General features: G+C 43.3%; 18 protein-coding genes. 11 read left to right on the forward strand and 7 right to left on the reverse strand.

Annotation, left to right across the window (positions count from 1 at the left end):
* Nucleotides 1-122: 122 nt before the first annotated feature.
* From murA to mlaF, 7 genes are read right to left on the reverse strand one after another with little or no spacing between them, the layout of a single operon-like run.
* Entirely contained in the window at nt 123-1,385 is a 1,263-nt protein-coding gene (murA, locus tag OPS28_RS01255) for a UDP-N-acetylglucosamine 1-carboxyvinyltransferase (RefSeq protein WP_265607606.1), read from the reverse strand.
* 16 nt (nt 1,386-1,401) lie between these two features.
* Nucleotides 1,402-1,659 carry a BolA family protein gene (locus OPS28_RS01260; protein WP_265607607.1) on the reverse strand — a complete coding sequence of 86 codons (258 nt, stop codon included), beginning with the start codon at nt 1,657-1,659 and terminating at the stop codon, nt 1,402-1,404.
* A gap of 24 nt (nt 1,660-1,683) precedes the next feature.
* Nucleotides 1,684-2,010 (reverse strand): STAS domain-containing protein, encoded by a 327-nt coding sequence (locus OPS28_RS01265; protein WP_265607608.1) that lies wholly within the window; start codon nt 2,008-2,010, stop codon nt 1,684-1,686.
* A gap of 3 nt (nt 2,011-2,013) precedes the next feature.
* Entirely contained in the window at nt 2,014-2,664 is a 651-nt protein-coding gene (locus tag OPS28_RS01270; RefSeq protein WP_265607609.1) for an MlaC/ttg2D family ABC transporter substrate-binding protein, read from the reverse strand.
* 43 nt (nt 2,665-2,707) lie between these two features.
* Nucleotides 2,708-3,178, reverse strand: a complete 471-nt coding sequence (gene mlaD / locus OPS28_RS01275; RefSeq protein ID WP_265607610.1) for an outer membrane lipid asymmetry maintenance protein MlaD — start codon at nt 3,176-3,178, stop codon at nt 2,708-2,710.
* Between the two features lie 9 nt (nt 3,179-3,187).
* Nucleotides 3,188-3,964, reverse strand: coding sequence for a lipid asymmetry maintenance ABC transporter permease subunit MlaE (gene mlaE / locus OPS28_RS01280; protein WP_265607611.1), 777 nt, complete (start codon nt 3,962-3,964; stop codon nt 3,188-3,190).
* Entirely contained in the window at nt 3,961-4,761 is an 801-nt protein-coding gene (mlaF, locus tag OPS28_RS01285; protein ID WP_265607612.1) for a phospholipid ABC transporter ATP-binding protein MlaF, read from the reverse strand. Before mlaF ends, mlaE begins: the two co-directional genes overlap by 4 nt.
* 347 nt (nt 4,762-5,108) lie before the next feature.
* On the opposite strand from mlaF, the gene OPS28_RS01290 reads away from it, so the two are divergent.
* The 11 genes from OPS28_RS01290 (at nt 5,109) to OPS28_RS01340 (ending at nt 12,904) form a co-directional block, all read left to right on the forward strand.
* Nucleotides 5,109-6,065, forward strand: coding sequence for a calcium/sodium antiporter (locus OPS28_RS01290; RefSeq protein WP_265607613.1), 957 nt, complete (start codon nt 5,109-5,111; stop codon nt 6,063-6,065).
* Between the two features lie 3 nt (nt 6,066-6,068).
* Entirely contained in the window at nt 6,069-7,040 is a 972-nt protein-coding gene (locus OPS28_RS01295; protein WP_265607614.1) for a KpsF/GutQ family sugar-phosphate isomerase, read from the forward strand.
* Nucleotides 7,040-7,594: a 3-deoxy-manno-octulosonate-8-phosphatase KdsC gene (gene kdsC, locus OPS28_RS01300; protein ID WP_265607615.1), complete on the forward strand. Its 555-nt coding sequence runs from the start codon at nt 7,040-7,042 to the stop codon at nt 7,592-7,594. Before OPS28_RS01295 ends, kdsC begins: the two co-directional genes overlap by 1 nt.
* Nucleotides 7,591-8,166, forward strand: a complete 576-nt coding sequence (gene lptC / locus OPS28_RS01305; protein WP_265607616.1) for an LPS export ABC transporter periplasmic protein LptC — start codon at nt 7,591-7,593, stop codon at nt 8,164-8,166. Before kdsC ends, lptC begins: the two co-directional genes overlap by 4 nt.
* Entirely contained in the window at nt 8,159-8,689 is a 531-nt protein-coding gene (gene lptA / locus OPS28_RS01310; RefSeq protein WP_265607617.1) for a lipopolysaccharide transport periplasmic protein LptA, read from the forward strand. The genes lptC and lptA overlap by 8 nt, the downstream gene beginning before the upstream one ends.
* 3 nt (nt 8,690-8,692) lie before the next feature.
* Nucleotides 8,693-9,418 (forward strand): LPS export ABC transporter ATP-binding protein, encoded by a 726-nt coding sequence (gene lptB / locus OPS28_RS01315; RefSeq protein WP_265607618.1) that lies wholly within the window; start codon nt 8,693-8,695, stop codon nt 9,416-9,418.
* Nucleotides 9,419-9,492: 74 nt separating this feature from the next.
* Entirely contained in the window at nt 9,493-10,968 is a 1,476-nt protein-coding gene (locus OPS28_RS01320) for an RNA polymerase factor sigma-54 (RefSeq protein WP_265607619.1), read from the forward strand.
* 39 nt (nt 10,969-11,007) lie between these two features.
* Nucleotides 11,008-11,295, forward strand: coding sequence for a ribosome hibernation promoting factor (gene hpf, locus OPS28_RS01325; RefSeq protein WP_265607620.1), 288 nt, complete (start codon nt 11,008-11,010; stop codon nt 11,293-11,295).
* 8 nt (nt 11,296-11,303) lie between these two features.
* Complete coding sequence (gene ptsN, locus OPS28_RS01330; protein WP_265607621.1) at nt 11,304-11,747, forward strand: PTS IIA-like nitrogen regulatory protein PtsN; 444 nt, start codon at nt 11,304-11,306, stop codon at nt 11,745-11,747.
* A gap of 36 nt (nt 11,748-11,783) precedes the next feature.
* Nucleotides 11,784-12,629 carry an RNase adapter RapZ gene (gene rapZ / locus OPS28_RS01335; RefSeq protein WP_265607622.1) on the forward strand — a complete coding sequence of 282 codons (846 nt, stop codon included), beginning with the start codon at nt 11,784-11,786 and terminating at the stop codon, nt 12,627-12,629.
* Complete coding sequence (locus OPS28_RS01340; RefSeq protein ID WP_265607623.1) at nt 12,626-12,904, forward strand: HPr family phosphocarrier protein; 279 nt, start codon at nt 12,626-12,628, stop codon at nt 12,902-12,904. Before rapZ ends, OPS28_RS01340 begins: the two co-directional genes overlap by 4 nt.
* The last annotated feature ends 33 nt before the right edge of the window (nt 12,905-12,937 follow it).

Raw genomic sequence — 12,937 nt, forward strand, 5'->3', positions numbered from 1 at the left:
CTGTCGTACGTGAGGGCATACAGTTACGTAGCGCTAAACGCGTCGGGAGAGTAAGGCTTGTGCGTTCACAAAGCAACATAAAAAAATGCCGCATAATAGGACGGCATTTTTTATTCAAATAATTACGTATTAACTCGCCTGATATGTGCGCCGAGATTATTTAATTTCTTTTCGATGCTTTCGTACCCTCTATCTAAGTGATAGATACGATTCACATGCGTTTCTCCCTCTGCGATCAAACCAGCAATAACTAAACTGGCAGAGGCACGCAAATCTGTCGCCATTACCGGCGCACCTTTTAGTGTCGAACTTCCTTTAGTAACGGCACTATTAGCCTCTAGCGCTATGTTAGCGCCCATTCTTTGCAGTTCCGGCACATGCATAAAGCGGTTTTCAAAAATGGTTTCGGTTACCACCCCGGTGCCTGTTGCAGCACAGTTTAGCGTAACAAACTGGGCTTGCATGTCTGTAGGGAATGCTGGGTGAGGAGCTGTTTTTACGTTTACTGCTTTGAGCTCACGGTTCTGCATATCCAGCTCTATCCAATCGTCGCCAATGGAAACGTTAGCACCAGCCTGCTCTAGCTTATCCAATACGGCATCCAGCGTGTGTGGTGCGGCATCCAGGCATTTTATCTTGCCGCCTGTTATCGCTGCCGCAACCAAAAACGTACCCGTTTCTATTCGGTCGGGTAAAACAGCGTAATTACACCCATCGAGTGAGTCTACACCTTCAATAGTTATATTATCCGTTCCCGCGCCAGTAATGTTCGCACCCATACTAGTCAAACAAGCGGCCAAATCCACAATTTCGGGCTCTCGAGCAGCGTTCTCCAGTACGGTAGTACCTTGCGCTAATGCTGCTGCCATCATTAAGTTTTCGGTGGCACCGACACTAACCATATCCATAAAAATTCTGGCACCTTTAAGCCTGCCGTTAACTTCAGCTCGAATATAGCCTTCATCAACTTCGATCTTCGCACCCATTTTTTCTAAACCAGCTAAATGCAGATTTACCGGGCGCGCTCCTATAGCACAGCCTCCTGGCAGCGAAACGTTGGCTTTGCCTTGCTTCGCCAATAGTGGCCCTAATACCAAAATAGAAGCTCGCATTGTACGAACCAGATCATAGGAGGCGGTCACGCTGGATAACGAATCCGCACACAAATGTACCTGATTGTCTGCGTATTTATCAACACGCACCCCTAATTCCTTTAGTAATGCTACCGTAGTATTGATGTCACGCAGTACAGGTACATTAGAATAGCGACAAGGTTTTTCGGTTAACAGCGCCGTCATTAGCAACGGTAATGCAGCGTTCTTCGCTCCTGAAATGGTAACCTCACCTCTTAATGGTGGGCTTTTAGTTATTATTAGTTTTTCCACGAAAATTACCTGTTATCTATGAAGGTATATGGAATTGACGTTCACGCTGCCAATCTTTTTCAGAGAAAGTTTTGATAGATATGGCATGCATGGTGCCATCGGCTATTTTATCGGAAAGCGGTGCATAAATTGCCTGTTGACGCTTCACTCTGCTTAACTGGCTGATTTCATCGCTTACCGCGACGATAGTATAGTGTGAGCCATCTTGCTTAACGTGCACTTCGGCAAGGTTAAGCGCTGACAACAACACTGCTTCAATTTCTTTTGCTTCCATTAATAACCTTTAAACTATCGCGTTTTAAATTGTTTGCGTTTCGGACATTGGCAAAAGCTTATCCATCTCACTGATTTTAGCAAGCTTAATTAATTTTGCCGGGGCATCAGTTAACGTAAGGTCAATTGCCTGTTTACGGGCATCTCTTATTGCGTTTATCAGCCACGCCAGTCCTGCGCTATCAACCCGTTCTACACTGCTTAAATCAAATTCGCACTGTCTATTGGAAATGAGCTGTTCACGCTGTGTAGCGCTAAGCATTTCCCACCAATTCTTTTGCAGCACATCGCGATCAAGGTTACCTTTAACCGCGACTTTTCCATCGCTATTTACCTGAAAAATGGGATTCACTTTTTATTCTGCACTTTCTTCGCGTTCTTTAAGTTGAACAGGTCGAGAAATTTTATCATTCATCAATGCTATCACCTGATCAATTCCCTGCTGGCGTAATATAGATTCAAATTCGCTACGCTTGCTATTAAGCATACTGATCCCTTCAGCAACCATATCATACGCTTTCCATTCGTTTGTTCGGCTATCCTTTCTAACTTTAAAAGCGATATTGATTTCGGGCCTTTGGGGATCCTTCACGATAGCGCGAACAGTAACGCTTTTTTTATCTTCAAACGAAGCTTCCGGCTCAAACTCTACAGTTTGATTATCATAGTATCCCATCGCCACCGCATAGGTAGTAATTAAATACTGCCTAAAAACACTAACATATTCAGATAATTTAGCCTTAGGAACGGATTTGAAATGTTTACCTAATACCATAAAGGCAGCAAACTGATAATCAATATGAGGTAGAAGCTCTTCTTCCATAATGGTGCGCAGCACTTCAGGATTTTTTTCAATTTGAGTTTGGTTTGCCTTCATTCGATCAAAGGTTCTCATAGCGACATCCTCGACCAGCTCATAAGGATTCTGCTCATTAATTGCAGAGTCTGCGTTTGCACCAAAAACTGCACATACCCACAGACCAATGACCACCGATAACTTTTTCACGCTTACGCTCCTACCAAAAAAAAATTTCTTTAGTGAGTACTTACTACTCATCTTTGCCTCTATTAAACAAGAACTGACCAATCAAATCTTCGAGCACTAGTGCTGATTTCGTATCCTGTAAATAATCGCCATCTTTCAAATTCTCAATTCCATCGATGGTAAAGCCCGGTTGGAAACCAACGTACTGCTCACCAAGTAGACCTGAAGTCAGGATTGATACCGAACTGGTTTCAGGAAACTCATTGTATTCCTGCAATATGCTCAGCTCAACAACGGGTGTAAAGTCTTCCCTATCAAGTTTGATTGACGCCACTCTACCAATAATCACGCCCCCCACCTTTACCGCCGAGCGCTCTTTTAAGCCCCCGATGTTATCGAACTTGGCAAACAGCGTATAAGTATCCCCCTGATTAGTAATGGTCTGATTAGCCACCTTTAGAGAAAGCAATAAAATCGCACCAATTGTTAACAGGACAAATACGCCCACCATCAGTTCCACTCTGTACTTGTTCATTGTTACTCCTTATTCAATTCCGAACATCAGTGCGGTTAAAACAAAATCTAAGCCCAATACGGCTAATGACGAAAACACTACCGTTTCTGTTGTGGCTTTACTGATCCCTTCAGACGTTGGGATACAATCATAACCTTTAAATATGGCAATCCAGGTTACAACTGTGGCGAAAACAAAACTTTTGATAATGCCATTAAGAACGTCTTTATCAAAATCAACAGTCGATTGCATTATTGACCAGTAGCTACCACTGTCAACACCTAGCCAGTCTACGCCAACCAAATGCCCTCCCAAAATACCAATAGCGCTGAACAACAACGCAAGCATTGGCATCGAAATAAGCCCTGCCCAAAATCTTGGCGCCACCACTCGTCTGAGTGGGTCAACTGCCATCATTTCTAAACTACTTAATTGCTCCGTCGCCTTCATTAAGCCGATTTCTGCAGTCAGCGCGGAGCCAGCTCTACCGGCGAACAATAGTGCCGTTACCACAGGCCCTAACTCTCGTAGCAGCGATAGCGCAACCATTGGCCCAAGGCTAGCCTCAGCCCCATAATCTACCAAAATAGTATAGCCTTGAAGTGCCATCACCATGCCGATGAACAATCCTGACACCAGGATGATTAACAGCGACTGAACACCAACCACATAAACCTGTTTAATTGTCAGTGGAATATTTTTCACTCTGGGCACTGCGAACAGCGCACCAAACAGCATCAACGCAGCCCTTCCTGCTGCGGCAAAACGCGAAATCGTTTTAACGCCTAAGGCGTGGATGGCGTTCATGGGTTAGCTCCAAACATTGCCTCTTCAATATTTTGGGCAGGGTAATGAAAAGGTACGGGTCCATCTGCCTGTCCTTTCAAAAACTGTTGCACTAATTCGGAATCGCTCTCGCGAATTTGCTGAGCAGTGCCCTGCCCTATCACCCGCTTATCGGCCAATATATAAATGTAATCGGCAATAGTCAGTACTTCGGTCACATCGTGCGTTACTACCACACTGGTTAAATTAAGCGCGTCGTTAAGCTCACGAATTAGCTTAACTAACACACCCATCGATATTGGGTCTTGTCCAGCAAAGGGCTCATCGAACATGATTAAATCGGGGTCCAATGCAATCGCGCGAGCAAGTGCGGCCCGTCTTGCCATACCGCCTGATAACTCAGAGGGCATTAGCGATGCGGCACCACGTAAGCCCACTGCTTGAAGCTTTAAAGCAACAATAGTCGCAATAATGTCTTCAGATAGCTTCGTGTGCTCGCGTAATGGAAAAGCGACATTGTCAAATACGGTCATATCTGTAAATAGCGCACCGCTTTGAAAAAGCATACTCATCCGCCTGCGCGTTTCGTACAGTTCTCCACGACTCATTTTAACAATTGAAGCATTGTCGAAGCGAATATCACCATTGTCTGGAAGCAACTGCCCGCCGATTAACCTTAACAGCGTGGTCTTGCCAATTCCGCTTGGGCCCATTACTGCTGTGATTTTACCTTTTGGAACGCCTATGGTGATACCGTCATAAATAAGGCGATCTCCTCGGCTAAAGGTTATGTCATCAATTTCAACCAGGTTATCCATTTGTTCGAATACGATCCTTGATGTCTACAAAAAATAAAAAAATATGCCACGCAGTAAAGTAAATGCTCTACAGCGAGTAGATTTAAAACAACCGCATGGTAAGCAAATGGCAAGCCGAAATTGTGCTACCCTTCAACTGCAAAGGAATGCGATTTGATCAATATGGCTATTGTACGCTTTTTCAAGGGGCCGTGGCAAAAGCAAAAAGTTACAAGTTATGTTCTAATTTTACGAATGTAAAATTCCTGTAAAATTGATGTATTGCGCAATTTGATTAGGCAAAAGCCTTTGTTTTTGCGACAATCTTAACCAGGTCACAGGTTGTATTACGTGAGAAGTGAAATAGAGTGCTTTTACAAATAACTATCTTTGTTTTGGGATTGATTGTTTTAGGCTGGAGCGCAGACCGCTTTGTCTATGGTGCATCTGCCTTAGCCAGAAATATTGGCGTATCTCCGATGATGATTGGTTTAACTATCGTAGCCATGGGTTCATCTGCGCCTGAAATTGTCGTTTCTGCTATTGCCTCTGCTAATGGAAACATGAATACCGCAGTAGGTAACGCGTTGGGTTCAAATATCACCAACATAGCACTCGTCTTGGGTATTACTGCTTTAGTAAAGCCGTTGGTAGTGTCATCAATTACGCTAAAAAGAGAAATGCCCGTTCTTATCCTTATAACATTAATTGCAATGTTTTTTATGTTTGATGGGCAACTGGCTCGACATGAGGGCATGATACTTATTGGTTTATTTGTGTTTGTTTTGGCAGGAATGGCGTGGTTATCTTTACATGTAGATAAAAGCGACCCTCTGATGGCCGAAACGGCTGAGGAAATCCCCAAAGATGTCAACACCGGGGTAGCGGTGCTATGGATTGGCGTGGGCTTAATTCTATTGCCTTTAAGTGCTCAGTTTCTGGTTGATTCAGCCGTTTTCATTGCTAGCCATTTCGGCATTAGTGATCTTGTAATTGGTCTTACTATTATTGCCTTAGGCACCAGCTTACCGGAATTGGCTACGTGCATCGCCGGTGTCAGAAAGGGGGAGGATGATCTTGCATTGGGCAATATAATAGGTTCGAATATTTTTAATTTGTTGGCAGTGCTCGGGATGCCGGGCTTGATTGCACCAGGATTACTAGAGGAAGGTGCATACCAGCGCGATATGTACGTGATGCTTGGTTTGACTCTGATGTTGTTTTTATTCAGCTTTGATCTAAAAGGCCGCCGGCAAATTAATCGTGTAGAAGGTTTTATTTTAGTGTTGAGTTTCCTGTTATATCAGTACTGGTTGTTTGGATAAGTAATGAAAGACTATTCGTTTATTGCATCCGCAAAAAAAGTTATTCAAATTGAGCAAGAAGCAATCAACCAATTGTCTTCACGGTTGGGAGATGAATTCGAAAGTGCGTGTAAATTACTGTTAAACTGCAAAGGTAAAGTGGTTGTATGCGGCATGGGGAAATCTGGACATATCGGCAATAAGATTGCCGCCACGCTCGCCAGTACAGGAACACCGTCTTTTTTTATGCATCCAGGCGAAGCTAATCATGGCGATTTAGGCATGCTTGGCGATGACGATGTGCTATTAGCCATATCAAATAGTGGTGAGACGGGCGAGTTACTAAGTATATTACCGGTAGTTAAACGTCTTGGTGTACCCGTTGTAGCAATGACGAACAACCTGGCAAGCTCGTTGGGAAGTTATGCAGATGTGGTTCTGGATATCTCAGTAAAAAAAGAAGCCTGCTCGCTCGGACTGGCGCCGACGTCCAGCACTACGGTTACCCTCGTTCTTGGCGATGCATTGGCAATCGCCCTGCTTGATGCTAAAGGGTTTACTTCGGACGATTTTGCACTTTCACACCCTGGCGGAAGCCTTGGCCGCAAATTATTGTTAAAAGTGAACGACATAATGTTGCGAGGAGAAGATTTACCTCTTGTCTCGCCTGACGATAAGATCACAGATGCTTTACTGGAAATCTCGAAAAAAGGCTTGGGGATGACCGGAGTCATTGACCAGCAAAATCGACTTATTGGTATCTTCACTGACGGAGATTTGCGACGGATATTGGATGCGCAGGTAGATATTCATCACACCCCAGTGGAAAAAGTGATGACTTCAGGAGGTAGAACAGTCTTCGCGGAGGATTTAGCAGTGGAAGCTCTGAATGTAATGGAAGCCCATAAGATAAGCGCGCTCATGGTAGTGAATGAGTCTCAACAGCCCGTGGGCGCATTTAATATGCATATGCTGCTCCGCGCAGGAGTGCTTTAGTGCCTACTATTAACACACTGTATACCACCATCGAATCTTCCCTATTTGATCAGCTCAAAAACGTTAAATTATTACTGTGTGATGTTGATGGCGTATTTTCAGATGGAAGGATTTACCTAGGCAATCAAGGAGAGGAGCTTAAAGCGTTTCACACACGTGACGGCTATGGAATCAAAGCGCTGGGGAAAATTGGCATAACGGTTGCTGTGATTACGGGGCGTCAGTCGGTCATTGTCCAACAACGAATGCAGGCACTAAAGGTTCCACACATTATTCAGGGGTGTGAAGAAAAAACATCTGCGGCGAAAAATCTTATTTCTCAATTAAATCTTTCACCAAACGAAGTCGCTGCTATGGGTGACGATATGCCAGATTTGGGTATGTTTTCCCACGCAGCTATACAGATAGCCGTATCCGATGCACATCCGATAGTTAAGCAACAAGCTAATTGGGTAACCACTAATCGCGGCGGTTTTGGTGCAGTACGTGAGGTATGTGACACCTTGTTACAAGCCAACGATGAATTAGATGCAATTCATGGTGCAAGCGTATGAGCAGGTTAACCTTAAGCATTTTAGCACTTTTTATATTGGCGGTACTTGTTTATCTTCCTACGTGGATGAGTGAAAAACCACACAGTAGAAATTATAAGGAAGTCAATGCACATAAACCTGCATACCGTGCGAAAAATATTACTACAACGCTTTATGATGATAATGGCAATATTCACCATCGGGTATTTGCTACTACCATGGAGCATTATGATTTACTGGGTTTTGTTTCATTTGGCCAACCGCAATACTCTATCTATGGTGAACAAAACCAGACCCCATGGCAACTTAGAGCCAAGGAAGGTACTCTATACAACGGTAATGTAATCCAACTGGAAAAAGACGTTGTGCTAACAAGCAGCGGTTCAATGGAATTTGTAAAGTCGGTTATAACCGATTTTATTGAGCTGAACTTAGATACAAGACAACTGGTTTCCGACCAACCTGTTACTATTCACGGTGTTGATTATACTATCGAAAGTAATGGTTTGAATGCTAATTTACGTACTAAACAATATGAGTTAATAGATCATGTTCAAACGACTTTTGCTCCAAAAGCTACTGCTATTGATTAGTCTTAGTGTGCTTCCCTGGGTAAGCCTGGCTGGTACGAAAGATTTCAAACAACCTATAAAAGTAGACGCGGCATCACAATTTGTTGATGGCAAAAATAAGATATCTTTATTTAAGGATGATGTCAGCATTACCCAAGGCTCGCTGAAAATTGATGCCAGTGAAGTGGAAGTTAATGCATCAAAAGGTGAAGGGAAAGAAGTCTTTATCGCACGAGGGAATCCCGCCAATTACCAACAAAAAATGGAAGACGGCACCTTAGTAAAAGCTCAAGCAAACGAAATTCGTTACGAAGTCAACAAACGCCTTATTTCATTAAAGGGGAACGCCGAATTGCAGCAGGACTCCAGCTCTGTAAAAGGTGATACGATCAGCTACGATATGAATAAGGAACAACTGCTCGCCACCAGCAGTGATAAGAACTCTAAGGGACGGGTAACTACCGTATTTCGACCCGAAACGGTAAAAAAAATAAATGAACAAAATGAAGTAGAAGCGTCTAAGCAAGATAAGGAAAAACCATAATCTATGGCCACATTAAGAGCGGAACATTTAGCAAAGGCGTATAAATCCAGAAAAGTCGTGTTGGATGTGAGTCTAAGTGTTTCAACCGGGCAGATTGTCGGCTTACTTGGCCCAAATGGCGCAGGAAAAACAACTACTTTTTACATGATTGTCGGACTAGTATCTTCCAATAAAGGAAAAATACTTATCGATGATATGGAACTTACGCATCTGCCCATGCATGAGCGAGCAAGAAGAGGGATAGGGTATCTTCCCCAAGAAGCTTCCATCTTTCGCAAGCTAACGGTGCATGAAAATATTATGGCGATATTGCAGACACGTAAAGATTTATCTACTACACAACAAGAAGAAGAAGCAGATTCACTACTTGATGAATTTAATATTAACCATATACGTAATAGTAATGGAATGAGCCTTTCAGGAGGAGAAAGGCGCAGAGTTGAAATTGCAAGGGCATTGGCGGCTAATCCACAGTTTATTTTGTTAGACGAGCCATTTGCTGGGGTTGATCCAATTTCAGTAAACGATATAAAAAAGATTATTCAACATTTACGAGACCGTGGTATAGGGATTCTTATTACTGACCACAATGTCCGGGAAACGCTTGATGTGTGTGAAAAGGCGTATATCGTCAGCCACGGTGAACTTATAGCTCAGGGCGATGCACAACAAGTATTAAGTAATCAAAAAGTACGCGATGTATACCTAGGTGAACAATTCAGGCTATAGTTAAAGCATGATTATTTTTTCACTAACGCTTCATCTTTGGGTTGCATTGGTACGAGAGCATTTAAAAGACGTAGATGAAACCATCTTTACAACTAAAATTTAGTCAACAGCTAACCATGACGCCACAATTGCAGCAAGCAATTAAATTGCTGCAATTGTCCACGCTTGATCTTCAACAGGAGATACAGGAGGCATTGGACTCTAATCCATTATTGGAAGTAGATGAAGGCGCTGAGCACGACAATGTTGAAAAAAGTAATCTCGACAATGACGATGCTAATCAATCTGCCGCGACAGGAGACAATTTAGACTCCGGTGAAGCCCTAGAAAGCAATGACCTTCCGGACGAGTTACCCATTGATAGTACCTGGGATGAATATTATTCGGCCTCTTCAGCGCCCGCACCAATGTCTTCAACTAATGATGACGAACAAATATTTCAGGGAGAAACAACCGAAAACATTCAGGATCATCTGTTGTGGCAGATGCGATTAACGCCGTTTTCAGACACCGACCGCATGATCGCTACCGCAATTATTGACTCTATCGATGAGTCGGGTTATCTCACTGTTACTGTGGAAGATATACTGCAGTCGGTTAATGATGAGGACATGGAAGAACCCATCGAGGAAGACGAAGTTGAATGCGTACTTAAACGAATTCAACTATTTGATCCTATTGGTTCTGGCTCACGTTCACCGCAAGAATGTTTGATGGTGCAATTAAAGCAGTTTAATCCCGAGACCCCGTATCTCGAAGAAGCCAAAGTAATTATTCAGGAATACGCTGACCTGTTGGGCAGTAAAGACTACCGCACGCTAATGCGTAAATCTCGCTTAAAAGAAGATCAGTTGCGCGAAGCAATGAGGTTATTGCAAACGCTAAATCCTAGACCCGGTAGTGCGTTAATCACTAAAGAGCCGGAATATGTGATTCCTGATGTATCGGTGGCGAAGAAAAATGGGCGCTGGGTAGTAGAACTAAATCCAGATAGTTTGCCAAAATTAAGCCTCAATCAGCAATACGCAGCAATGAGTCGTCGGGCTAAAAATAGCAGCGATTCTCAATTTATTCGTTCTCATATGCAAGAAGCGAAGTGGTTTATTAAAAGCTTAGAGTCACGAAACGATACGTTACTTAAGGTGGCGAATTGTATCGTGCAACAACAAATGGGCTTTTTCGAGCACGGCCCGGAGATGATGAAGCCCATGGTGCTCAACGACGTGGCTGAAATGGTAGATATGCATGAATCAACTATTTCCCGCGTAACCACTCAAAAGTATATGCATACTCCACGCGGTATTTTCGAGTTGAAATACTTCTTTTCCAGCCATGTTGCAACAGATTCGGGTGGCGAGTGCTCATCAACAGCTATTAGAGCCTTAATCAAAAAATTAATCGCTGCAGAAACGCCAGCTAAACCTCTCAGTGATAGCAAAATTGCACAGTTGTTGGCCGAGCAAGGCATACAAGTCGCTCGGCGGACAATAGCAAAATACCGGGAGTCTCTATCGATCCCTCCGTCGAACCAACGCAAAAGCCTTATTTAAGACAAATTACTAAGGCGAAAAACATAAGGAAGACGAAATATGCAAATCAACCTTACTGGTCATCACGTCGAAATTACTGAATCGTTGCGTAATTATGTCGATACTAAGTTTAGTAAATTGGAACGACATTTCGATCATATTTCGAACGTTCACGTAATTCTGAATGTTGAAAAGTTGACTCAAAAGGCAGAGGCGACCGTTCATCTTAGTGGCGCAGATGTTTTTGCCTCCTCTGAAGACACGGATATGTATGCAGCTATCGATAGCATGGTAGATAAATTAGACAGGCAGGTGTTGAAACACAAGGAAAAACTCAAGAGACATTAGTGCCCGTAATGGATATTCAAACCATAATCAGTCTGGACCGCACTAAATGTGCGGTTCAGTGTAATAGTAAAAAGCGAATTCTGGAAATCATCAGTAAAACCGCTGCCGAACAAAACGCAAACATTGAAGTCGATACGGTTCTTACTAGTTTGCTCGCGCGGGAGAAGATGGGTAGTACAGGTATAGGCAATGGCATTGCCTTGCCACATGGCAGGTTACCCGGCCTGGAAAAAGTTATCGCAATTGTCGTAACCAGTGAACCGCCAATAGATTTCGACGCCATAGACAACAAACCCGTTGATATTTTTTTCGCTTTACTCGTCCCAGAAGAACAAACCGACGGTCATCTGCAAACCTTGGCCATGGTTGCCAGCAAGCTTAATGACAAAGAAACTGTAAAAGCCATTCGCAATGCCACCACCAGTGATGATATCTTAACTGCGTTAGCTTAAAATCATTAACGTATTCGCGTATTTGGGAGAAACGCAGTGAAGCTTATTATCATCAGCGGTCGGTCTGGCTCAGGTAAATCGATTGCTTTACGTGCGCTTGAAGATTTGGGATATTATTGTGTCGATAATATCCCCGTTAATCTCCTCCCGACCCTGACCCACACTGTAGTCGACGAATACGACCATGTAGCGGTTAGTATTGATGTTCGGAATCTACCGCGTGATCCATCGGAATTGGTGGAGATATTAGATTATCTGCCATCTTCATGGTCTATGACCATTGTTTATATAGATGCCAGCGACGATATGTTGGTAAAGCGGTTTAGCGAAACGCGGCGCTTACATCCCCTGACAAAACTCAATAAATCACTTTCTGAAGCAATCCGAGCAGAATCAGATTTATTAGCGCCAATTGCTGAACGAGCGGACTTATATATTGATACAGATTCTTTATCGGTTCATCAACTTGCAGAACTTATACGCGAAAGAATTCTTGGCAAGAAAAGCTCTCGATTGGTATTGGTGTTTGAGTCGTTTGGCTTCAAACATGGTATTCCCAAAGACGCTGATTATGTATTCGACGCCCGCTTTCTTCCTAACCCCCACTGGGAACCTGATTTAAAACATCTAACCGGTTTGGATACACCAGTTGAGATTTTTTTGGGCTCGCAACCTATTGTGACCAAATTTATCTGGCAGATTCAAAATTTAATCACCACTTGGTTACCCCACCTTGAACGTAATAATCGCAGCTATGTTACCATCGCGATTGGCTGTACTGGCGGCCAACATCGCTCCGTTTATGTTTCCGAAGCGCTGGCCAAAGTATTCAGTGACACCCATCCTGACGTACAAATACGCCATCGGGAGTTGAACCAGTGAGCAATCGCGCAGTAAAAACAGTGACTATTGAAAATAAGCTGGGGCTTCACGCACGTGCAGCAACACAGCTAGTGCAATTGGCTAATAATTTCAATGCTACTATCACTTTACATAAAAGCGATAAAGAAGCTAACGCTAACAGCGTACTGGGATTAATGATGTTAGAGAGCCACAAAGGTGAACAAGTAGAGGTAGTAGGTGAAGGTGAGGATGCACAGCAAGCCGTAGAAGCCATCGCCGCGCTTATCGCTGAACGGTTTAATGAAGCTGAATAGCGTGGAGAACTACAATTGCTAACCAACATTAAC

This window comes from Alteromonas sp. ASW11-130, from assembly GCF_026183735.1.
GTDB lineage: Bacteria > Pseudomonadota > Gammaproteobacteria > Enterobacterales > Alteromonadaceae > Alteromonas.